18 protein-coding genes and 1 other RNA gene are annotated in these 24,079 nt (G+C 44.2%); 8 read left to right on the plus strand and 11 right to left on the minus strand.

The genetic code is table 11. The annotated features are described in order from the left end of the window. Positions 1 to 5: 5 nt before the first annotated feature. Complete coding sequence (locus tag IPP77_11560) at positions 6 to 1,532, plus strand: aldehyde dehydrogenase family protein (protein ID MBL0310275.1); 1,527 nt, start codon at positions 6 to 8, stop codon at positions 1,530 to 1,532. A gap of 6 nt (positions 1,533 to 1,538) precedes the next feature. On the opposite strand, the gene IPP77_11565 is transcribed toward IPP77_11560, so the two are convergent. Both IPP77_11565 and IPP77_11570 read right to left on the minus strand, forming a co-directional pair. After that, on the minus strand, positions 1,539 to 2,303 hold the full coding sequence (locus IPP77_11565) for a methyltransferase domain-containing protein (GenBank protein MBL0310276.1): 765 nt from the start codon (positions 2,301 to 2,303) through the stop codon (positions 1,539 to 1,541). A gap of 52 nt (positions 2,304 to 2,355) precedes the next feature. Beyond that, on the minus strand, positions 2,356 to 3,819 hold the full coding sequence (locus tag IPP77_11570; GenBank protein ID MBL0310277.1) for a polysaccharide biosynthesis C-terminal domain-containing protein: 1,464 nt from the start codon (positions 3,817 to 3,819) through the stop codon (positions 2,356 to 2,358). 142 nt (positions 3,820 to 3,961) lie between these two features. Here IPP77_11570 and IPP77_11575 point away from each other — a divergent pair, with 142 nt between their 5' ends. Both IPP77_11575 and IPP77_11580 read left to right on the plus strand, forming a co-directional pair. After that, the gene (locus tag IPP77_11575; GenBank protein MBL0310278.1) at positions 3,962 to 5,134 is read left to right on the plus strand and encodes a glycosyltransferase family 4 protein; all 1,173 of its coding nucleotides are present in this window, start codon (positions 3,962 to 3,964) and stop codon (positions 5,132 to 5,134) included. 21 nt (positions 5,135 to 5,155) lie between these two features. Then, complete coding sequence (locus IPP77_11580) at positions 5,156 to 6,031, plus strand: FkbM family methyltransferase (protein MBL0310279.1); 876 nt, start codon at positions 5,156 to 5,158, stop codon at positions 6,029 to 6,031. A gap of 866 nt (positions 6,032 to 6,897) precedes the next feature. Here IPP77_11580 and IPP77_11585 read toward each other — a convergent pair. From IPP77_11585 to IPP77_11605, 5 genes are all read right to left on the minus strand, one after another. After that, complete coding sequence (locus IPP77_11585; GenBank protein MBL0310280.1) at positions 6,898 to 8,202, minus strand: DEAD/DEAH box helicase; 1,305 nt, start codon at positions 8,200 to 8,202, stop codon at positions 6,898 to 6,900. An 86-nt stretch (positions 8,203 to 8,288) separates the two neighbouring features. Then, the gene (locus tag IPP77_11590; GenBank protein ID MBL0310281.1) at positions 8,289 to 9,035 is read right to left on the minus strand and encodes a succinate dehydrogenase/fumarate reductase iron-sulfur subunit; all 747 of its coding nucleotides are present in this window, start codon (positions 9,033 to 9,035) and stop codon (positions 8,289 to 8,291) included. A gap of 7 nt (positions 9,036 to 9,042) precedes the next feature. Beyond that, positions 9,043 to 10,980 (minus strand): fumarate reductase/succinate dehydrogenase flavoprotein subunit, encoded by a 1,938-nt coding sequence (locus IPP77_11595; GenBank protein MBL0310282.1) that lies wholly within the window; start codon positions 10,978 to 10,980, stop codon positions 9,043 to 9,045. Positions 10,981 to 11,016: 36 nt separating this feature from the next. Beyond that, entirely contained in the window at positions 11,017 to 11,685 is a 669-nt protein-coding gene (locus IPP77_11600) for a succinate dehydrogenase cytochrome b subunit (GenBank protein ID MBL0310283.1), read from the minus strand. Positions 11,686 to 11,779: 94 nt separating this feature from the next. Next, positions 11,780 to 12,985 (minus strand): alanine dehydrogenase, encoded by a 1,206-nt coding sequence (locus IPP77_11605; GenBank protein ID MBL0310284.1) that lies wholly within the window; start codon positions 12,983 to 12,985, stop codon positions 11,780 to 11,782. A 180-nt stretch (positions 12,986 to 13,165) separates the two neighbouring features. Here IPP77_11605 and ssrA point away from each other — a divergent pair. After that, positions 13,166 to 13,534, plus strand: a transfer-messenger RNA (tmRNA) gene (gene ssrA / locus IPP77_11610). Between the two features lie 54 nt (positions 13,535 to 13,588). Here ssrA and IPP77_11615 read toward each other — a convergent pair. Beyond that, the gene (locus tag IPP77_11615; protein MBL0310285.1) at positions 13,589 to 15,691 is read right to left on the minus strand and encodes a T9SS type A sorting domain-containing protein; all 2,103 of its coding nucleotides are present in this window, start codon (positions 15,689 to 15,691) and stop codon (positions 13,589 to 13,591) included. A gap of 221 nt (positions 15,692 to 15,912) precedes the next feature. Here IPP77_11615 and IPP77_11620 point away from each other — a divergent pair, with 221 nt between their 5' ends. Then, a complete protein-coding gene (locus IPP77_11620; GenBank protein ID MBL0310286.1) occupies positions 15,913 to 16,488 on the plus strand; it encodes a hypothetical protein in 576 nt (191 codons plus the stop codon). Between the two features lie 420 nt (positions 16,489 to 16,908). Here the strand turns inward: IPP77_11620 and IPP77_11625 are convergent, their stop codons facing one another. The 3 genes from IPP77_11625 to IPP77_11635 form a co-directional block, all read right to left on the minus strand. Further along, entirely contained in the window at positions 16,909 to 17,415 is a 507-nt protein-coding gene (locus tag IPP77_11625) for a hypothetical protein (GenBank protein ID MBL0310287.1), read from the minus strand. Positions 17,416 to 18,352: 937 nt separating this feature from the next. After that, a complete protein-coding gene (locus IPP77_11630) occupies positions 18,353 to 19,171 on the minus strand; it encodes an enoyl-CoA hydratase/isomerase family protein (protein MBL0310288.1) in 819 nt (272 codons plus the stop codon). 57 nt (positions 19,172 to 19,228) lie between these two features. Continuing rightward, a complete protein-coding gene (locus IPP77_11635) occupies positions 19,229 to 20,008 on the minus strand; it encodes an SDR family NAD(P)-dependent oxidoreductase (GenBank protein ID MBL0310289.1) in 780 nt (259 codons plus the stop codon). Positions 20,009 to 20,126: 118 nt separating this feature from the next. On the opposite strand from IPP77_11635, the gene mtgA reads away from it, so the two are divergent. The 3 genes from mtgA to IPP77_11650 all read left to right on the plus strand — a co-directional run bounded on the left by mtgA (position 20,127) and on the right by IPP77_11650 (position 23,152). Continuing rightward, positions 20,127 to 20,840, plus strand: a complete 714-nt coding sequence (gene mtgA / locus IPP77_11640; protein MBL0310290.1) for a monofunctional biosynthetic peptidoglycan transglycosylase — start codon at positions 20,127 to 20,129, stop codon at positions 20,838 to 20,840. 69 nt (positions 20,841 to 20,909) lie between these two features. Further along, the gene (locus IPP77_11645) at positions 20,910 to 22,586 is read left to right on the plus strand and encodes an amino acid permease (protein ID MBL0310291.1); all 1,677 of its coding nucleotides are present in this window, start codon (positions 20,910 to 20,912) and stop codon (positions 22,584 to 22,586) included. Then, on the plus strand, positions 22,586 to 23,152 hold the full coding sequence (locus tag IPP77_11650) for a C40 family peptidase (GenBank protein MBL0310292.1): 567 nt from the start codon (positions 22,586 to 22,588) through the stop codon (positions 23,150 to 23,152). Before IPP77_11645 ends, IPP77_11650 begins: the two co-directional genes overlap by 1 nt. Positions 23,153 to 24,079: the final 927 nt, after the last annotated feature.

Raw genomic sequence — 24,079 nt, forward strand, 5'->3', positions numbered from 1 at the left:
AAATCATGAAAGACGTTTTAAAACAGTTAGGAATAAACAAAATCAATTCCGGTACTTCTACCGGAAACAAATGGCTGAAAGGTAAAGGTGGACTGATTGAATCTTTCTCGCCGGTGGACGGAAAATTAATTGCTTCCGTAGCTACCACTACTGAGAAAGAATATTTGGAAGTAATTAATACTGCTAGTGCAGCATTTAAACATTGGAGGAATATTCCCGCGCCAAAGCGAGGAGAAATCGTGCGACAAATCGGCGAAGAGTTGCGCAAATTCAAGGCACCGCTTGGTAAACTTGTTTCTTATGAAATGGGAAAGAGTTTGCAAGAGGGCTTAGGAGAAGTTCAGGAGATGATAGACATCTGCGATTTCTCGGTTGGGCTTTCGCGCCAACTTCACGGCCTAACGATGCACAGCGAAAGACCAAAACATCGTATGTATGAACAATGGCATCCACTAGGAATTGTCGGGATTATTTCTGCATTTAATTTCCCGGTAGCGGTCTGGAGTTGGAATAGTATGCTTGCCTGGATTTGTGGTGATGTATGTGTTTGGAAAGCCTCGGAAAAAACGCCCTTGTGTTCCTTGGCCTGCCAGAATATTGTCGCAAAAGTTTTTAAGAAAAATAATTTGCCTGAAGGTATCTCTTGTATCATCAACGGTGATGGCCAGATCGGCGAGCTAATGAGTCACGATAAAAGTATGGTGCTAGTCTCGGCTACCGGTTCTATCAGAATGGGGAAGGCGGTAGGAGCTGCCGTGAGTGCCCGACTTGGCAAAACGCTTCTGGAATTAGGAGGAAACAATGCAATCATCATCACTCCTCATGCCGATTTGAATATCGCCATGACGGCGGTGGTGTTTGGTGCGGTAGGAACTGCAGGTCAACGATGCACCACTACCCGTCGGCTTATTATTCATGAATCTCTATATGAAGAAGTAAAAAAACGATTGAAGAAGGCTTATACCCAACTAAAAATTGGAAATCCATTAGATCAAAAAAATCATGTTGGCCCCTTGATTGATAAACAAGCAGTGCAGATGTATGAGTCGGCGATAATAGAAGCAAAAAGAGAAGGCGGAAAACTATTAGTAGAAGGCGGTGTGCTAAAGGGAAAGGGATATGAAAGCGGTTGTTACGTCAAGCCGTGTATCATTGAAGCCTCGAATGATATTCCTATTGTGCAACACGAAACCTTCGCTCCTATTCTTTATATTATGAAATATAAAACCATCGCTGATGCCATTGCATTACAGAACGGAGTAGTGCAGGGACTTTCTTCCTCGATTATGACCACCAACATGCGAGAGATGGAAGAATTCTTAAGTACGAATGGAAGTGATTGTGGCATTGCCAACGTAAACATAGGTACTAGCGGCGCTGAAATAGGTGGCGCTTTCGGTGGTGAAAAAGAAACCGGTGGCGGACGCGAAAGCGGCAGCGATGCCTGGAAAAATTATATGCGCCGCCAAACAAATACCATCAACTACGGAAGTGAGCTGCCTTTAGCGCAGGGAATTAAATTTGAACTGTAGAAAATCTTAGTAAACTCGAGAACTGATTACCGCCCATTCCTGCGCGGTATCTCTTTCTATCAAGTATTGGTCCTGCTGATATTCCACTGGTAATTTGGATAGTAATGAATAATCTCGTACCGATTTTAATTTACTTTTTACAAATTCGATATCATGTGTTTCATTAAATGCTTGTTCGATTTGTCCTTTTATGCCAGAAGCTAATCCTTCATGCAATTCTATAATGACATCACAAGATTTTAGTGATTTTGCAACCTCTTTATCAAAAAGTTCTTTTTCATATCCTTCACAATCGCAAATAACTAAACCGCGACCTTCAAACTGAAAATTGAGAAGTGTAGCCCTATCACATTTTCTCTTCAACAGGGTGCGATTGATGGTTTCATTAACCGTAGCCATTTTTCTACATAAACTAATCGCAGATTCTTCTATATCATAAGCATGCACCTTTGCCTGAGGAAATAACAAAGCTGAGCCGACGGCATAATAACCCTCCGCACATCCTATATCAATAATATCAGAATACTGATTCTTGGAAAACTTCTGAAGTGCCGGATGAAGTTCGTCCTCATAACTACCTAGCAACTTGGTAAGAAGCCCACTGCCGAATGATTCAAAGACCGGATACTTCATCCCTTTAAAAATACCACCCAGCACGATTTTATCAGGGGATAGCAAATGGCTGATATAGACTTCGCGGTACTTAACCACTTTATGATACATCTTCCTGCCCAAAACCCGAAGCACCGGAATGCGAAACAAATTCAACATAGATAATGATGATTAATTTTCATGAGAAGATTCAAACAAAGTATTCATTTCCCTAACGATGCCAAGGAACAAAACGGTTCAATTCCGGTAATATCTGAAAATAATAAACGAGCCCAATATATAATCCTCCAAGCAACACACTCCTAATCAAAATATTGATAAAATCTGAAGAAAGTACCGGTAAAAAATAATTAATCACCGCACAAAGGGCAACAATAAAAATCACTTTCAAGCTGTTGCCGTCATAAGGCTGAAATCCAAACCGATGATAGTTGATATAGAATTTTGCTCCGGTGAAGAGTAAAGCTGAAATAGCAGTGGATAATGCCGCACCATTGATTCCTAATCTTGGTATCAAAAGGAAGTTGCACAGAAAGGTAACAATCACTAGCAATATCAACATCAATGCTCCCTGCCAGGGTTTGGAAGTATAGACTAACAAAGGATTGCTGGAACCCCCAAACATGGTAATCAATGAGCCTACTGAAATAATATAGACCACCGCCGAAGCATCAGAATAGTCCTTACCAATAAAATGAAGAAGAAATTCAATATTGGTATTCACCCCAATAAACAATAGGCCACCGATAACTGAAAGATATTTAACCGACTTGTAAAAAACATTCTTCAATTCATCTATTCGCGCCTCCGAGTATGCATGGGCCATTTTGGCAGCAGTGATTCTTTCAAGTGCAGTCAGCGGGGTTTCAATAATGGTTGGGATGAAGGCAACAATCGTGTAAATACCGACAAAATTGAGCGCTTTAAACTTTCCTAACAAAACAGAATCCAGTGTTTTCAATCCCAAAGAAGCCATGCCTGTTAAAGAAAGAAGCAAGCCAAATTGTATCATGGTACCTAAGCCCTGCTTTTGAAAAAAGTCCCAATCTATTTTTAATGAAGGACGATCTACACTCTTCATGTAGATGACTAAAAGAAAGAACTGCAAAATGTAAATAACAATATACCCACCGATAAACTGTTGCAGGGTGAGTATTTTAAAATAATAAAGAAATATCAGGGCGATGTAGCCCAAACGGACAAACACATCGTTGAAATAGGAAGTGGCGCTCGACTTGAAAAGTGCGATGAGATAGCTATTCAGCACAGCTACCAAGCCGAGAAAAAAGCTAAATGGAATGATATAGTAGTAGAAATCGGTAATCAGTGGCGACTCTCTTCTATATTGAGAAATGATAAATTCTCGGAAAATCAGAAGGCCGCCTGCGGCTATCAAAAAACCGACCACCAGATAGAGAAGCATGAATCCTAGAAAGCCGTGATGCCCGCTTTTTTCATCCTTGAACACCGGGAAATATTTCATCGCGATATTCGTAACGCCGATAGGGATAAACGTGCTAATCAGCGTTGAAAAGGCAAAAAGCACTCTGGCCAAGCCTATTTCCTCGGGCCTCAGGAAATGCGGCTGAATAATAATAAGAGAAATAAAACCCAACAATATTCCTACATAGGAACTGATGGTATTTTTGATGCCTTGCCTCTGAACTACTCCCATGTTTGCGATGGCGCGAAATTAAGAACATCTGGAACGTGCGGAGAGCAGATTAATTGGATACTTATCGCACAACATTAGGCTGCACGGATTTTTTTCTTTGTCTTTGCCCGATTCCGAGAAAAAGAAGTTTTAAAGAAATATCATGAACGTTTTTTTTGTCTGCAATTGGTTTCCCAACAGGAACAATCCTTCTGAAGGGTTATTTCTGAAACACTATGCAGAAGCTATTTCCGTGAATGATGATGTCACCATTTTTTTTGCGGAGCAAGATGCACGGTTAAAGCAATCGAGCGAAGAAGTCAATTACAAATATAATCAGGTGGAGGTCCGAACCATTTATTACCCTCCGGTTCAAACGGGTCTAAAGCCATTGGACCTAATCGGCAATTCCATCAAAAGAATTTTCTATCTCCGCCGGATTATTGGAGAAGAATTCAAAATGAAGCGACCTGATATTTTCCACTTCAATGTGGTTTCGCCATCCGTCGTGCTGATGTGGTATTACAAATTCTTCCGGAGCATTCCTTTTGTTTATTCCGAACACTGGGATATTCCGATAAGAGTTAAAAGAGGCTTGATAAAAAAATGGTTGCCACATAGAATCGGCATGAAGCTGACCGCCATGTTTTCATCCGGAGTAATTGTTTGTTCCAAAGCCATGAAAGAGGCTTTCCATCATTTCAATCTTTCCGACAATGTATTCATTATCTCCAGCGTTATTTTTCTCGACAATAAATCTATCCGCGATGAAGAGCGCCAAACAGGAAAGAAAATTTTGTTGCACGTTTCTTCCTTAGGAGACTTTCAAAAAAACATTACGGGTATTATAGATGCTGTTGCGGAAGTTGCCAAGAATCGTTCCGATTTCGAACTTCATTTTATCGGCAAGGGCAAAGAAATAGAACAACACAAAAGCCACGCTCAACGGCTTCAACTTCTAGACAGAATCATTCTCTTTCAGGGATTTGTTTCGGATGAAGAAAAGCGCGAGTGGTTCGAAAAATCTGCCTTTCATATTCTGTTCAGCAATTTTGAGGGCTATTCGTTGGTCACTGCCGAATCTATTTATTATGGCAGACCGGTAATTGCCACTCGCTGTGGCGGGCCAGAAGATTTTGTCAATGAACAAAACGGAGTGTTGGTGGAACCCAATAACGTAGATGAGCTAAGCAAAGCAATTTCTTTTCTGCTCGACCATTATCTTCAATTCCAGCCGGAGGAACTACGCAAATACGGCGAATCTATATTTTCGCCATCGGTGGTGGGAATGAAACATCACCAGCTTTATCAAGCGGTTCTTCAAAATAAAAACTAATTATACCAAAACTATTTTTCGATGCTAAAAACAATTGCTGACGGAATTTCATACACCACCAGAACCTTCTCCTTCATCCCGGGGATGTACTTTGTTACCAAACCGCTTCATGATTTCTTCACCAAATATTATTCTACTAACCCAGAAAAGGCCTGGCGCACCATTTCCTTAAACGGTTATCGGCTCAAAGTCAATGCCTCGTATCGCATGGGCGCTTTGGTTTATTGGCGTGGTGCGCATGAGTGGGCACCCATGTTTTTGTTGAATGAAATTTTGAAGCCCGGCATGACTTTGTATGACGTAGGTGCCAACATGGGCGAATTTACCATGTATGCCGCTCACCTTATAGGCAGCAAAGGTCGCGTCGTTTCTTTTGAGCCGATGAAAGAAACTTACCAACTGCTGGAAGAAAATATTTCGCTCAACCAGTATCAAGATCGGATTAGCCCTTTCAATATTGCTTTGTCTGATAAGAAAGGAGAAGCGGATCTCTTTGCCGCCAGCGAAGTAAATGCTGTAGGCTCGCATGAGGATGGGCTTCATACACTTTTCGGTACGCAGGAAAGAAGTTCTTTTCTACACAAAATCCAGTTGGAGAAGATGGATGAATTATTGGAGTCAAACCATCTTCCGACACCCGATGTGATTAAAATTGATGTAGAAGGTTCTGAACTGTTCGCCTTGAAAGGTGCTACAAAAATTCTGGAGCAATTTCATCCCAAAATCATTATGGAGTTCAGCAAAGAAAATTGTGAAGCTGCCGGCTATACCCAAAACGATTTGCTTGACTTTCTTTCAAAATTCGGATACCAATTCCTCACGATAGAAAACCGAGGAAAACTGAAACCGCTTGACCTGAATAATCTACCAGTGCTTACCAATCTTTATTGTAAATAAAAAACTCCCAAAGCCTTTCGCCTCCGGGAAAGCCTAATCTGTTTTTTGGATAGTTTAGATATGTGGTGCTATCACAATGGTTGGTACTTCGCTACAGGGGCTATCGTCGGGCTTGGGTTGGTGTCATTAGAATTTCCGTTCATTTTGGTAGCCATAGGCCTGGTCAGATCTATCTTTCCTTCCAGAGTTTTGTTCCCGAGGTCTAAAACGGGTGGTGTAAGTAATATTTTGTTTGATTTCTGATTAAAAAGCGGATTTATGACACAGCATCTAAAGTGCTTTTTTTGATGATTTTAACATAAAAATGATCGAAATATAGGGTGGGCGTCTCTTTTTGAAAAACAGAGACCTGTTTTGCCAAATTAGACATCCACCCTGATGAGTTAGACATCAATCCTGATGGGTTAGACATCAACCCTGACGAGTTAGACATCAACCCTAACGGGTTAGACATCAATCCTGATGGGTTAGACATCAACCCTGACGAGGTAGACATCAACCCTGACGGGTTAGACATCAACCCTGACGCGTTAGACATCAACCTTGATGAGTTAGACATCAACCCTGATGAGTTAGACATCAACCCTGATGAGTTAGACATCAATCCTGATGGGTTAGACATCAGCCCTGACGAGGTAGAGGTCTTGATGGATGAAGAATATTTGCGCTCCCAATGCTGAAAAAGCACACTGGTTATTGCGGCGTCACTATGTATTCAATCGTACATATAAAACCAAATGGGGAAGTCCAATAGATTTAATCGGCAGTATATTAGTACGCGATGCTTGCCCAATGTTTTTGGAAGATGTAACACCAAGCAATCATATTGTTGAGCTTGCTTCGGCGCAAAGTCGGTCTCTTTCTCCTTATTCCTGCAAGACCAATTTCACGCTTTTGTTTTTCAGTTTCTGTCCGCGAACCTTTTCAAGTACAGCTATGATTTTGTTTCTGCGGACGGCGACGTAGGCGATATAGTCTTGGACTTCTATCAATCCAAGTTCTTCTTTGAGGAGTCCCCCTTTTTGGATGAGGAAGCCGACTATGTCTATCTTGTTCACTTTGTCTTTTTTCCCGGCAGAGATGTAGATGGTGGCCCAATCGGCGGGGCCTGGGAGCGTATAATCTTCGGGCAGGTCAAGCACCGGCGCTGGAGCAGTGATGAAGGGCGGCATGGTTTCTTCTTTGCTGAGAATCATGTAGGCGGTGCCGTCGGCGTGCATGCGAGCAGTGCGACCGTTCCGGTGGGTGTATGCTTCGATGGTGTGCGGAAGCTGGTAGTGAACGACGTGGCGGATGGCGGGGATGTCGAGGCCGCGCGAGGCGAGGTCGGTGGTGATGAGAATGCGGTTGCTGCCGTTGCGAAATTTGACAAGGGCGAGTTGGCGCTCGTCCTGTTCGAGTTTGCCGTGATAGACATCGTGAATCACTCCTTTTTCGTGGAGCAGGGCGCTGATGCGATCTACCGCATCGCGGTGGTTGCAAAAGACGAGCGTGGTTTCGTGACCGATTTGCGCAAGGAGAGCCATCAGGGCCTGGAGTTTGTCTTTGTCATAGGCGCGGACAGTTTTCAAATCAAGTTGCGGAGTGACATGCGCTTTCAGAAAGTTGATGTGTTCAGTTTCTTTCAGGCCCGCAAAGGACGGAATCTCAACACCCTGAGTGGCGGAGGTGAGGATGCGCTTGCTGAGGTTGGGAAGATGTTGGATGATAAATTCCATTTCGCGCTGAAAGCCGAATTCAAGTGATTTGTCGAACTCATCTAGCACCAGGGTTTTGACGGTACCGGTGTCGAAACTTTCCCTTTCGATATGATAGACAATGCGACCGGGTGTGCCGACAAGTACCGCCGGTGGATGAATGAAATTGTTGCGTTCTACCTTGGTATCGTGTCCCCCGTAACAACAGTTGATTTTGAAACCGGTGCCCATAGATTTGAATACTTGTTCAATCTGCATAGCCAGTTCGCGGCTGGGTACTAATATCAAAGACTGTACGCCTTTCACTTCGGTTTTCAGATAGGAAAGTAAGGGTAGAAGGAAAGCAAGGGTTTTGCCAGAACCGGTGGGCGAAAGCAGGACGATGTCTTTATGGCTTTGAGCAGCTTTCAAAGTAGCCTCCTGCATTTCGTTGAGCGAATCTATTTTGAGGTTCGAGAGTATTTTATCTATCATGATTGGGTGGGAAGGTACGTTTAAAAAAAAGGAGGCATTCCTGACGGATTGCCTCCTCTGTGTTACCAATGAAATTGGAAAATGATTTATTCTGCTACAATACTCGCAAAGAGATATTCACGGTTCATTCTTGCGATATTAGCCAGCGTGATTTCTTTAGGGCATTCCGCTTCGCAAGCACCGATGTTGGTGCAGTTTCCAAAACCTTCTTCGTCCATCTGATCAACCATATTCACTGCACGGAGTTTTCTTTCGGCTTCGCCCTGCGGCAACAAAGCCAACTGGGAAATTTTAGCCGAAACAAACAACATCGCCGACGAGTTGGGACAGGCAGCCACACAAGCTCCGCAACCGATACAGGCTGCTGCATCCATCGCTTTCTCTGACATCGCCTTCTCTACCGGAATATTGTTTGCGTCCTGAGCTTGACCGGTATTGACCGACACAAAACCACCGGCAGCAATCACGCGGTCGAAGGCGGTGCGGTCCACCGAAAGATCTTTTATTACCGGAAACGCCTGTGCACGGAAAGGCTCTACATAAACCGTTTCGCCATCCTTGAAGGAACGCATATATAATTGGCAAGTCGTAGCGGCATGGTGAGGCCCATGGGCGCGCCCATTGATATACATAGAACACATGCCGCAGATTCCTTCACGACAGTCGTGGTCAAAAGCCACCGGGTCTTCATCTTTACGGATGAGTTCATCGTTCAGCACATCCACCATTTCAAGGAAACTCATATCACCGGTGATGTTGTCAATGGTGTAGTCAACGAGTTTACCAGTGGTATTCGCATTTTTTTGTCTCCAGACTTTTAAGTTGAATTTCATGTTCTCTCTATTTATAGCTTCTTACTTGTAACTCAATATTCTCAAACTTCAATTCTTCTTTGTGCAACACAGGGTCGGCATCTACGCCTTTAAATTCCCAAGCAGAGGCGAAAGCATAGTTTGCGTCGTCGCGCTTGGCTTCGCCGGCTTCCTGATACTCTGTTCTGAAATGTCCGCCACAGCTTTCATTCCTATTCAAAGCATCTATAACCATCAACTCTCCTAACTCCATAAAGTCCGCCACACGACTTGCTTTATCAAACTCGGGATTAAATTCATTCAGGATTCCAGGGATTTTTACATCCATCCAAAATTCTTTACGCAAATCCTGAATCAGCTTGCGAGCCTTGGTTAAGCCTTCGGCGGTTCGAGCCATGCCGCAATATTCCCACATGATTTTTCCCAGATGTTTATGGAAATCATCTACGGTTCGTTTGCCTTTAACATTCATCAGCCTTTCAGAACGTTCCTGAACTTCCTTTTCCGCTTCTACAAATGCCGGATGATCGGTAGGAATACGTTGAACAAAAATTTCGGAAGACAAGTAATTTCCTATGGTATAAGGAATAACGAAGTAACCATCGGCCAGTCCCTGCATCAAAGCAGAGGCACCTAAACGGTTCGCACCGTGGTCGCTGAAGTTGGCCTCCCCCAAACAATATAATCCGGGCACACTAGTCATCAATTCATAGTCCACCCACAAACCACCCATAGTATAGTGCACAGCGGGATAAATTTTCATGGGTGTTTTCAATGGATCTTCATTTGTGATATTCTGATACATCGGAAATAACTCACCATAGCGGGCTTTTACCACGTCTATTCCTAAGCGATTAATGGCATCTTTGAAATCAAGAAATACACCGAAACCAGAAGGAACAATACCGCGACCTTCGTCGCATACTTCTTTCGCAGCACGTGAAGCAATATCGCGTGGGCAAAGGTTACCGAAAGAAGGATATTTTCTTTCGAGATAATAATCACGGTCTTCTTCTTTGATGTCTTCCGCCTTCTTATTACTCTTTCTGATAGCTTCTGAATCTTCTTTCTTTTTAGGCACCCAAACTCTTCCATCATTTCTCAATGATTCACTCATCAAGGTGAGCTTGGACTGATAATCACCAGTTACAGGTATGCAGGTAGGGTGGATTTGAGTGTAACAGGGATTGGCGAAATAGGCTTCTTTCTTGTGCGCCTTCCATGCAGCGGTGACGTTGCTTCCCATCGCATTGGTAGAAAGAAAAAAAACGTTTCCGTATCCACCAGAACAAAGAAGTACTGCATGACCAAAGTGTCTTTCTAATTTTCCACTAATTAAATCACGGGCAATGATGCCACGCGCTTTCCTTTCGATAGTGACTACTTCAACCATCTCATGGCGGGAATACATGGTTACGTTGCCCAAACCAATTTGCCTTTCTAAAGCACCATAAGCACCAAGCAAAAGCTGCTGACCGGTTTGTCCACGGGCATAGAATGTCCTAGAAACCTGTGCTCCTCCAAAGGAGCGATTATCTAAAAGACCGCCGTACTCTCGTGCAAATGGAACTCCTTGAGCCACACACTGGTCAATAATATTTCTAGATACATCTGAAAGACGGTAAACATTCCCTTCGCGAGAGCGGAAGTCGCCCCCCTTGATGGTATCGTAGAACAATCGGAAGACCGAGTCACCGTCGTTCTTATAATTCTTAGAAGCATTGATGCCCCCTTGTGCTGCTATTGAGTGTGCTCGGCGGGGAGAATCCTGAAAACAGAAAGCTTTCACCTTATAACCAAGTTCTGCAAGGGTAGCTGCGGCAGAAGCTCCCGCAAGACCCGTTCCGATTACAATAACATCCAATTTGCGCTTATTGGCCGGATTGACCAACTTGGCATGCTCTTTATAGTTGCTCCACTTTTCAGTAAGTGGCCCGTCGGGAATTTTTGAATTGAGTTCAGACATGGTACGGTTAATAGTTTAGTCGTTAATAGTTTGTGATTATTTCACCCATCCAAAATACATGCTAATCGGCATCATGGCAAAAATAAAGGGCACAATTATTGAAAAAGCCATACCGGTTATAGCAATGGCTTTATTATACTTTAGATGATTCAGCCCCAAGGATTGAAAGGCGCTTTTGAATCCGTGAAGGAGATGCCAGAAAAGCGAAAAGCAACCAGCGCAGTATATAAGCACGACATACCATTCGCTGAATTCATTTTGCATCATTTGAAAAAGATTTAGCTCTTCGCCCGTCATAAACTGATTCGCTCGGTTAGGAATCCAGAAGTGAGATGTATGGATAATCAGGAAAATAAGAATTAAGGTTCCCAGCAAGCCCATGCTGCGCGAATACCATTTAGAATTCGCTGATGGATCATTATAGGCGTATTTAACCGGGCGGGCATCCCGATTCTGTTTCCATAGCATTAATCCATCAACTATGTGTACCAAAAAGCCCGCCACCAATACAATTTCCATTGTGCGCATAATCAGATTGGTTCCCATGAAATGTCCCCAATGGCTAAAGGTAACTCCACCATCATTAAACCAAATCATGGAATTGATACTTGCGTGGACAACAAGAAAAACAATTAGAAATAATCCAGTCAAACTCATCAAGAGTTTCTTTCCAATTGAACTTTTAAACAATACTGAGTTAGTCATACAAATACTTTGTGTTTAGGGAGCAACAAAATTAGGGACTGAAGCGTAAAATGAAAATTTTTCGACTACTATTTTCCAAAACGCAGCAAAACATTCAATTGGCAGATGCATAATCGGACAGATATTGATAAGGCAGGTTTAATTTCCCACCAATAGTGATAGTACCGTTATATAGAATTTTGCTCTCCGACTTTTTCAACTCAGGCAGAATCCGGCTGATAAGCATATTACCAAAATCCTCGGATGCATCACGCGGAAGTTCGTTTGGCAGATTATCTACCGCCATGACATCAATTGAATTGTTTCCGAAAGGTGATATGACACTTTCTTGATGCGGATCATAACCGTAATAGGGATCTGAAATAGTGGAAGGCTGGAGCGTGGAAGGGATGGAAGCGTCTGGAGCAATATCACAGGTGATGTCGGAAATGATTTTTATTCGAAAGTCTTTCTCCTTCATCTGCTCTTTATTAAAGAAGACCGGAATTCTCTTATCCCAATAAATTCCATTGATCAACACATCTGAAGCTTTGGTAAAGGGATAGAAATTAGAATGATACATCTCGGGATGGGCGCGATAATCGCTGTGGTCAAATTTCTCAAATCCTTCCCGGTGATACATATCTCCGCTCGCTAGCTGGGTGTAAACACTCTCTTCAAAATCATTATAGCAGAAATTATAAGGGCTTACTTTCTTGATTCCCATAAGGTTTAAAAGAAAGTCGGCACCGTCTGATACTCTTCCGGTGCCGGTTAAAACTATTTTGAACACAGGTAATTTTAAATTGGTCAACTCCCTTTGGGCTTCAGCAAAATTGCGGCACTCACTCATCTGTTTGATAGAAAACAAACCCGTCCTTAATCCTATCATCCTAATGGCATGATAAGCGCCGACAATTCCAGCCCAGCGTCCAAAAGCAATCAGGCGTTTACCTTTTTCATCGGTCAGTGCCTCCCAGTCTATCAACCGGATATTCTTGTCCAAGAAGGCTCGCAGCAACTTCTTATTATGTGGCTGCTTCTTGATGGTATGTGAAAAGAGAAAATAGGTTCTGTTCGGAATTAAATAATCAGGAGGAATCTCTTTAACCCCTAATAGCACCTCGCACTCTTTTAAATCTTCTTTAATCTCAATTCCCTGATATCGGTACTCGTCATCACTGTAACAGCGGTACGCACATGGCTGAACGAAAATTTCCATTTCCGGATTCTCCTCCTTCAGTCGGGCGCATTGAGAAGGGGTTAGTGGTACTCGGTTATCTTGAGGTACCTTTGTTTCCTTTAGTATTCCAATCTTCATAGAAAAAGCCAAAAGTATAAAATATAGCCTGCCAATCTTGTCCGATGAAACGATTGGCCGGTATTTTGCGTATCTTTGTACAGTTCTTTGACAATTGGTTTGCAGTTCGCGGTTTGCAGTTTGGGGTAATACATTTTGTATATATTTCTATCTGTCCGCTGTTAACTGTCAACCGAAATTGGGGCTGACCGGAATTGACGGGAAGCATTGGAGGTAAACCAGCGTGCCGTGGGTGTGTAATACCACGTTAATCCATTGCGCGAAATAGTTTTAACTGGCGAAGATTCTTACGCCATGGCTGCTTAATCTTAGAGATTAACCACCATTTGCTTCACGCTTGAGGCACCATACACAGCGTGCCAGCAACCAAAAATTGGTGACGCCCGATTCAAGATTCATCTACTTGTTTCGAAGCGTATGACAGATGTAAGAAAAGAGTTGGAGGGTTACTTATCCGGCTCGATTCCGACAATCAATAAGTAACTACACATGTAGATAGTTTATCGTCAACTTGTCCGGACGTGGGTTCGAATCCCACCAGCTCCACAAAATAAAAAGGGCGAAGAAATTTCTTCGCCCTTTTTATTTTAATCCATCGCTACTTTATTCCACTATAATCTTTCTGGATATTTTATTCTGACCAGATTCAAGTTGCATCAGGTAAACGCCGGAGGACAAGCCGTGAATATCAACCACTTCTGTTCTCTTTCCATGAAAAGTAACGAACTCCTCTTTTACACTTTCGCCTACCACATTGTACATTTTTAATTGACACCTCAGCGTCTGATTGCCGGTATATTGAACATTGATAAAACCAGATGCTGGATTTGGGAAAACATAAATATCCTTATTGAAATTAACCTCATTAATACCCACGGTAATATTTACACTGGCAGAGGTGCTTGCACAACCATTAGCGTCTGTAATGCGCACAGCATAGTCACCCGGATCTTTCGCGACATAAAAAGGGGTATTGGCCCCTGGAATATCCGCTCCGTTCTTAATCCATTGATAAGTCACAGCACCGAATGACGTTAGCGTATCGCCTTGCCGGATAATAGATACACTGGAAACAGAATGAATCGAAATATTGATTCGGTTGGATTGAGCGCCACAACCATTGGCATCCGTAACATTCACCCAGACTGCTCCTGCAAACTTTGCGTACGAACAAGAATTAGTACCACCGTTATTCCACAAATAAGTATCGAATGTTCCTCCCGTAACACAAACCTCCGTTGAATCACTCGAACAAATCAACGAGTCACCGGTGGTAATAACCGGAGCGGTGGGCAACGGATTAACCACCAATTGAAGAATATTGGAAGAGCCGATACAATTACCACTTCCTCCATACACTTGGTAGTAGGTAGTTATAATAGGACTTGCATTGTAAGTAGTATCTGTGGCGCCTGTAACATTCGAAAAGTTAGTGCCATCAATCGAAGATTGCCATTGAATAGGTCCTGAATTTCCGGTAACACTCAAGTTTGCCTGAGTTCCCATACAAATAGCGTTGCTTTGTGCCGAAACAGTACCCGCATTGAATGCAGAACCTACCGACATAGTAAGCGCAGTAGCGGTAGCCGGTGAACCGGTGGCACAAACAGCGTTTGAGGTCAAGACACATTCCACCATATCATTATCATTCAAAGTCGTACTGGCAAATGTAGCGCTACTGCCTCCTACAACATTCCCATTCACTTTCCATACATAAGTCGGACCAGCACCACCGTTAACCGGGGTAGCCGTAAACGTAACATTAGAACCAGAGCAAATACTGCCCGAAGGATTGGCACTAATTGAAACACTCACCGGCTTTTTATCATTGACGGTAATCGAAACACTATTGTTTGAACTAGTATCTGCCGGATTGCTGGAAATGATTCGAATCTTATAACCAGTACCATAAGCGGTGTTTGATGGAATGGTTCCACTCACGGCTCCTGTTGCGGTGCTACTCAAAGTTCCAAGGCTGACCGGAGTGGCAAAGCTACCAGCGGCATCAGAAAGCTGTGCAGTATAAATATTGCCGGAAGTGAAAGTGCCGGAAATAGTATAAGGAACGCTGATAGCATCGCCCGCGCAATAGCTGAGCGACGTAACGGTTCCCACCGTAATATCCGTAACCGGAACAGAGCCCGTCATGATTACCCGATAGTCTTCCGCTTCACCATAATTAATATTAGCACAGGGATCAATCGCGTTTCCATTATAGATGGCGCGCACTCGCAAACGCTTTGTCCCGGCAGATACGCCCGCCGGAATGTTAAGCGTTCCGCTCTTTACTACGTTGTTGCACAAAAGCGAACAATCCGTAGCAAAGGCCCGCTGTGCTACAATTTCGTTAGCAGCAAACGTTCCGTCACCATCGAGGTCAATCCATATCACAATCGCATAAGGACTGGATAAATCAGCGTGAAGCATAGTCACCGAGTATGGAATGTTACTGCTCGGCGAAGCCAGGGTGGTTACAATCGCAGGATACGTGGTGGGCGACGAAAAATCTTCATAATTCGTTGGTGAACAAGCGGAATTATTATTGATAGCACCGAGCGTGAAGTTGCTAATCGTTTCATTGCCAGAATTGGTCGTACAGGCATTCGTGGCTGATGGCGTACAATACGTTTGCGCCATCGCAAAACAAACCATACCAAACAATAGATAACCAAGAGCGAAAAAACGAGGAAGGAAAACTTTTTTCATAGGATGTTATTTAGGTTAAACTTTAAAAAAAGAACTTGCCAAGACTCAATACTAACAAGAAATTTTAGATTATCTAGAGACAATCCCCAACGCAGCATAAAATCGAGGCAAATATTCACTCCTGCCAATTTAACACCCTTCACAACCCTTAACTTTCAAAAAAAACATTCTTATCCTAAAACAATTTATCTTCGATTCCGTTTAGCTTCCAAATAATTATCGTGAAAAAACTTTTGCTTCTGTTCGTTGTTGCTCTGATCGGCACAAATGTTTCATTTGCACAAGACGATGAACTCCCCCCTCCTTCCAGCAAGCCGCAAATACAGGACACCTCCTACCGCAGCAGAAACACCGACGGTTTCCGCAGCTTCAAAAAGAAGAAGAAAATTGACTTGTCGAAATTCATCATCGAACCCAACTTCAATTTCAGCATCGGGCAAGGCCGGATAGATGCCGGACTCTCTCCCTATGTGGGCTACAACGTTTGGAAAGGCCTGTGCCTCGGTGGCGGAATCACCTATTTCTATACCGGTTTTTCAGGTATCATAGTGACCGATGCATTTGGCAACCAAGTGGGCAGCGCCAAAGCGCGCTATCACACCTACGGCGGCGGTGTCTTTGCTCAGTACAATATCTGGCGAGGCTTTTTTGCCCGCACTCGCTTCGAGGTGCTTCACCGCGACTTATCTGACCTGAACACCTCGCCCGTTCCTAAAACCCCAATAACTATAGCGAAGGGTTTTATTTCCCAAAAGTGCAGAAACCATTCCCGCCTTGCTCGTGGGCGGCGGATATAATCTATTACAGAGCAAAAACTTCTTCTTCCCCATCATGGTTTCCTACAACCTGCTCCACTCCATCACAGACAAATCCTACTCCATCTATCCCCGCGGGCTGGTGGTTCAACTGGGCTTTGTCAACGTGTTCTAAAATTGAATCACTCCGCCCTCGCGCGGCTCCCTAACCCCCGAAGGGGGGATAAAGACAGCGCAGAATACTTTTGCATTGTACCCCCATCGGGGGTTAGGTGGCCGGATTTCCGTTCTATCCTGAGGACAACATGTAAAGGATAGCATAAAATGGATACTATCCTCTACACTTTTTGTCCTTTTTCTAACAATCCGGCGGGCCGGTTAAGGCTTCCCTGCCGCAAACAGCCGGTGCAGCGCTCTTTATCACCGCGTTGACAAATTCTAAAGTTGTCAAAGCTATGTCCCTCATCCCTTCATCCACCACGAAATTTTCAAATACAGGTAGATAGCCGCCAAGAGAACCATTGAGCCAATAATCACATACCTTATCGCCTTTGATTCCTGCTTTATTTCTAACGGTGGCTCTTCTTTCCTGATATCTTTTCCATACCAGTAGTAGATGATACGTGCAGATAAAAGCAGCCACCACCAATTAGACGCATTTGGGAAAAAACTCAGCATCCAATAAAATACATAAATCATGAAGAGATTGACAACAATGCCTACTGTAATATGATAGGCGGGCCAATATTGAGGACGAAGTGGAAGTACAAAACCTTTCATAATCTCAGGAACGATAGATAGCAAGCCTACTCCTATACAAATCAATGCTATATAAACGCCACTCATGCTCCACTCCCCTCCACTCATGGAGATATCTAAGCTCAAACTTATTCCAAAGGCAATAAGCATTACCCAACCCCAAATGACCCACTTTCTCTTGGCATAATATTCCCTCATCCATGTTTTCATTAAATAAAAATAAAAAAGCACCACCATCGCTATGAACGATGGTGGTGCTGGCAGGGAGTTCTTTCCCCCTTTTTTCTATCCGTGGCTGCCTCACCCACCGAAGCTGATTTCGGTAGGCCGGACACCTATCGGTATAGAAATATAGCTCCTTCAGGGCTAAAGCCCTTTACTACATACCCGATGCTCACCACGCAGAAGCATGGTGTTATAAACTGCCATTTACGGCGGAGCGTTTAGTGCAAAACCGACTTGGCTTTAGCAAAAAAACAACCCTGTTTTGAACACAATTACAGCCCGCACCTGCGCACCCAAACCCGCTGACCTGCATGAGCCAAATCTGGAATGGCTCTCCATGAGTTGGGGAACCATTTGCCAAATCTAGAATGACTCTCCATAAGTTGTGGAGGCATTTGCCGAATCTGAAATGGCTTCGCATAAATTGAGGAAGCGAATTGGAAAACTGGATAGCTTTATCGAAGACTACAAAAGTCTTTAAGACTTTTGTAGTTTAATTTATCACCACACACGCCACGCACAATTCCAAAGGACTTCTTTGGAGGGCTTAGGGCAATGTCATTAAGTTAAGGGAAAAGTAAGCTAATAATGGCGGCTGTTTCTTTCCTTTCCGAAAGAGAGGCAGCAATACAAAATACACCATGGAAGATTCCTGCCCGCCTGAAACGGTCAGGCGGGGCTTCTTCCGATACTTGTTTATTATTATCGGGATCGGAACCTCAATGTCATCTGTTGATATATGAGGACGAAGCTGCGCGAAGGATGGAAGTGGAAATCCTTCCCGACGTTTCAGTCGGGAAGATTGGAACGGATAGCCTGACCCCTTGCGTTTCAGCATGGGGTCGCGCCCAAATTTTTATTTTATGTTTTAGGAAGGATCACGAAGGTTTCTCTTTTCGTACCCAGCGGTGTCGGTCGGCATCTATCCTTTCCAGACCGGTTTGCGCTTTTCTTTGAAAGCCAGCAAACCTTCTTTGGCATCGTCGGTTCTTTGGGCTTCGCCGAACATTTGTTTCATGTAGGCATGAGCTTCTTCGGCGGGAACGCTCTTGAGGTTTTCAAAGGCTTCGAGACCAAGGCGGATGCCGGAAGGAGAATATTGCATCAGTTCATCGGCCAGGGCCTGCACCGCTGCATCTAATTTTTCTTGGCTCACCACCTTGCTCACCAGTCCGGCCTTTTCGGCTTCGGCGGCGGTGAATGTTTTGGCGCGCATGCAGGCATCGAGCACTTGGCGCGGCGGCATGATCTGCAACATACTTTGCATGACCTGAAAGGGATAAAGCCCGAGTTTCACTTCGGGCAGGCTGAAGATGGCATCGTCAACGGATATGACGTGGGTGCAGCCGCAGATAATCAGGAAGCCGCCGGCATAGACCGGTGCATGTACTTTGGCAATGCAGGGTTTATGCAGGGCGTTGAATACATTGCCGATCACGATTTCGCCGTTCGCTTCGGGAACCGTAGAGGCGCTTTCTTGTTGCTCGCCCAACATGGCTTTGAGGTCGGCACCGGCGCAAAATATATTGCCCTTGGCGGCAATGACCACCACCCAGATTTGATGGTTGGTTCGAGCATAGCTGAGCGCAAAGGCCAGCTCGCGCGTCATGATGTCGTTCAAGGCGTTTTTCTTTTCGGGCCGGTTGAGGGTGATGGTAAGGACGTGGTTTTTTTCTTCCATCAGAAGGTGAGCGAAGTGGTAACTCTTAATGTTTTGGACTTGTTCGGTAAGATAGAGCATAAATGGTTTTAGATTTTAGATAGATAATTACGATTTATTTCTGTCAGCGGTCAACCGTCAACTATTTTTATCCCACACATAAACACTTCTTTGTGCTGTTGGATAAACAACGATGTTGGTGATATTGACATGCGGCGGCGAAGTGACCACAAAGTAAATGACTTCGGCCACATCCTCTGCTTGCAGCGGCTGATAGCCTTCATAGATTTTCTTTGCCTTTTCTTTATCACCGTGAAAACGCACTTCGCTAAATTCTGTTTCTGCCGCTCCCGGATCCACCGAGCAGCAACGGATATTGGTGCCTACTAAATCGAGATTGATGCCTTCGTTCAATGCCTTGACCGCATATTTTGTGGCATTGTAAACGTTGCCTTCAGGATAGACAAGATGCCCCGCCACAGAGCCTATGTTGATGACGTGCCCTTCGTTGCGCTCTACCATCATCGGCAGTATGGAGCGCGTGATGTAAAGCAGTCCTTTGATATTGGTGTCAATCATCTTTTCCCAATCGCTCACCAACCCTTCGTGAATTTTATTTTTTCCCGAAGCCAGTCCGGCGTTGTTGACGAGGATGTCGGGCACAATTTCGCGCGAGGCCAAATCATTGGCCATCTCGACACACTGGCTCATTTCGCGCACATCAAAACGATAAGGCAACACTTGAATCTCGTATTTTTCTTTCAAGATGTTGCTGAAGATTTCCAACCGGTCACCTCTTCTGCCGGTAAGGATCAGGTTACAGCCTTCTTTGGCAAACAGTTCGGCAGTGGCTTTTCCAAAACCGGAAGTGGCCCCCGTGATGAGCGCCCATTTCCCTCTTATAGAATTTAGATACATCGCCCAAATGTATCGGAAAGATGGAAACCGTGAAACAGAATTTGGTTAAGTCCAATTACCGATACCATCGCTCGGAGCGATGGTATCGGTAGCCAGCTAATTTTATTTTCGCCTGAATATGCTTCGCAAAGTTTGGTGCTTCATTTGGAAAGCCCTCTTGTACTTTTTAGTTTTTACAATAGCACTCGTTATTGTGTTTCGCTTTGTTCCGGTGCCGTTTACGTTCCTGATGTTGCAACGATGTGTAGAACAGAAGATGGATGGGAAAGAGATGAGGCTGGATAAAGACTGGACTTCCATTGCCAAGATTTCCAACCATCTTCAACTGGCGGTGGTGGCCTCGGAAGACCAAAACTTTCTATTTCATTATGGTTTTGATTTGGATGCAATTGGAAAAGCCGTGAAGCACAACGAAAAGCAACAGAAAAGAAAACACCCGCGTATTCACGGCGCTTCTACTATTTCGCAGCAGTGCGCCAAGAATGTTTTTCTGTGGCAAGGGCGCAATTTCATCCGCAAAGGACTGGAAGTATATTTCACCGGTTTGATAGAACTTCTTTGGAGCAAAGAGCGCATCATGGAGGTGTACCTCAACGTGATTGAAATGGGAGATGGAATCTATGGTGCCGAAGCAGCTTCAGAGTATTATTTTCATCGCCCCGCTGCCGAGTTGAATAGCGCGCAGGCAGCTTTGCTGGCGGTTTGTTTGCCCAATCCTCGAAAATTTAATCCCGCCCATCCTTCGGGTTATGTGTTGAAGCGTCAGATATTTATCCTAACGCAAATGAATCAGTTGGGCGGTCAGTTAGATTATAAGCAGAAAGAGGAGTGAAACTTCCCTCTTCTTGGAAGAGAACTTAGGGTGAGTTGAAGATTTCTATTTTTAGCCCAAGCAGAAAACATGAATCAACTATTTCGGAAAAAAGATGTTGCCAAGGTATTACGCGATGCCGAAGCAGGTTTGAGCGACGCCGAAAGAACCGGCGGCTTGAACAAAACTTTAGGTGTTCGAGATTTGACCTCCTTTGGAATTGCGGCGATTGTCGGTGCCGGAATTTTCTCTACCATTGGCAAGGCCAGTTTTGACGGAGGGCCGGGCATAATCTTTCTATTCATCTTCGTGGCTATTGCTTGCGGTTTTAGCGCTTTATGCTATGCCGAGTTCGCCAGCATGGTGCCGGTTAGCGGCAGTGCATATACCTACTCCTACGTCGCCTTCGGCGAAATCATCGCTTGGATTATCGGCTGGGATTTGTTGATGGAATACGCCATCGGAAATATTGCAGTGGCGATTTCATGGAGTGATTATTTCACCACCTTGATGCAAGGATTCGGCTGGCATATTCCTGATTACCTGACCATGAATTACTCTTACGCCAAGGCTATGGGAAGCGAAGCCGCCATCGCCGCCTGGCAAACGGCACCAATCTTGGGCGGGATAAAAATTATCTGCGACCTGCCCGCCTTCATGATTACCGGACTCATCACTTACATTACTTACATCGGCATCAAAGAGTCAAGGAACTCTGCCAACCTGATGGTGCTGCTCAAAATGGCTGTGGTGCTTTTTGTAATTATACTGGGTGCATTTTATGTGAAGGCGGAGAATTGGAACCCATTCATGCCGAACGGTGTTCGCGGAATTTTGCAGGGAACGGCAGCCGTTTTCTTTGCCTACATCGGTTTCGATGCCATTTCCACCACCGCCGAAGAATGTAAAAATCCACAGCGCGATTTGCCGCGCAGTATGATTTATTCACTCATTATCTGTACGATAGTCTATGTGCTGGTAGCTTTGGTACTGACCGGTATGGTCAGTTATAAAGAACTGAATGTAGGTGACCCGCTGGCTTTTGTTTTTCAGCGTTTGAATATGAATTGGATTGCCGGCGTGGTGGCCATCAGTGCGGTGGTGGCTACGGCCAGTGTGCTGTTGGTGTTTCAAATTGGCCAGCCCAGAATCTGGATGAGCATGAGCCGCGATGGTTTGTTGCCAAAGATATTTTCACGCATCCACCCAAAATTTAAAACCCCTTCTTTCTCAACCATCCTCACCGGACTGGTAGTGGGAATCCCCGCTCTTTTTCTCGACTTGGATTTTGTTATCCGTCTAACTTCCGTAGGAACGCTGTTTGCTTTTGTGCTGGTTTGCGGTGGCATCCTTCGCCTGCAACAAACCCCCGATGCGCCGCAAAGCAAATTCAAGGTCCCTTATATCAATGCTAAATTTATCATGCCAATTATTTTTGCGGCAACACTTATCCTGCTTTGGATTTACAATCCAGAAGCCTATACTACGTTCTTTACTATGCAAACAAGTATAGCAGGAATGGTAGCGATTGAAATTGTTCTTCATAAAATAATCTTTGCGGCTTTCTTTATTTTGTTTGGAACCTTGACTTTTTACTCCATCAAAAAGAACCTCTCGCTGATACCGGTACTCGGATTATTGTCCTGTAGCTATCTGCTTTGCGAATCAGGGGCTTCCAATTGGGGACGATTTATTATTTGGCTGGGAGTGGGCATCGTGGTTTATTTTTTATATGGATACCGGAAGAGTAAACTTGCTGTGAATTGATGAGAAAGATTCTTGCGTATAAAGTTTTGAGTTTATTAAGCATCGCTCTGTTGCTGTTTGGCTCCTTGTATGCACAGACAGATTCTCAAACCGAAACCTCCAACTCAAAACTTCAAACCTTTCCTCCTGATATAGATTCGCTCAAACTCGATTCTTTTTTCACCAAGAAAAACATCAATTACCGAAATAGTCCAAATCAGGAATTATATTTTGAAGTGTTTCGCTGGTATAACACCTGCTACCGCTACGGAGGCAATTCAGAAAAGGGGATTGACTGCTCGCATTTTGTGAATATGCTCTACGAAAAAATTTATGGCAAGAAACTTCAATCCAGTTCTTCCTCCATCTATACACAATGCGAACCCCTGAAGGCCGGAATCCGTCATGCGGAAGAGGGTGATCTGCTTTTCTTCAAAATCCGCAAGAAGAGTATCTCTCACATTGCGCTCTATCTTCAAAATGGAAAGTTTGCACATGCCTCCACCAAAGTGGGAGTGATTATCAGCGACATGGACGAGCCATACTACAAGAAGCACTTTTATAAAGCGGGGAAAATAGGAGACTAGGGCGATTCCATCCTCACATCACTCGGCAAGACTATGCCGAGCATGCACTTCATATAAGTAGAGATAAAGAAGAAATTGATTCCGCTTCGCGGGAAACTCCTCCAATCAGGCTTGCTTATCCTCAAACCAAGTTTGGTTTATGCTAAACCGGGCACAAACCGAGGCTGATGTGTCACATTTATATATGAATGTGGCACGTTTGACCTTGAATGCGCCACGTTTAATATGAAATGTGCCACGTTTTCCCCGAATGTGCCACGTTTGGTATGGAATGCGCCACGTTTACCCTCAAACGCGCTACGTTTTACTCCAAGTGTACCACGTTTGACATGAAATGCGCCACGTTCTACTCCAAACGTGCCACGTTTGGTATGAAATGCGCCACATTCTACCCTAAACGTGCCACGTTTGATATGAAATGCGCCACGTTTCACCCTAAACGTGCCGCGTTTGGTATGAAACGTGCTACATCTGCCTTATCTAAGAGTTGCTTGTGTCCATAAATCTTCAAAACCTAGTTCCTCAGAGGCAGTTATCTTGGCTAAAGCCATTTCTTAGTCGGCTTTTGCTCCCCCCACTAAAGCCTACCGTGTGGACACAACTTTAAATGGCAACATGTTCCAAAACCATTCTATTGTTTGCACTTTTAACGATCATAGGATAAAAAATACAGTTTAACGCAAAGAACGCAAAGTGAACAGCCGCGCAAAGAGCGCAAAAGGCATAGTCAACGACTGAATCCTTTGCGCTCTTTGCGTTAGCCTTTGTGTTCTTTGCGTTAAATTGTATTCGGTTTTTAGGATTTTTCGCCATAATAACGAGTCTATCAATAAAAATATCCATCCTAAATACTTGTGTCCAAACGGTAGCTCCAAAGGCGGGGAAAAGTGGAATATACCTATACTGAGTAGGGTCGGGGTGCCGCTC

This window comes from Bacteroidota bacterium (assembly GCA_016722375.1).
Lineage (GTDB): Bacteria > Bacteroidota > Bacteroidia > Chitinophagales > LD1 > Bog-950.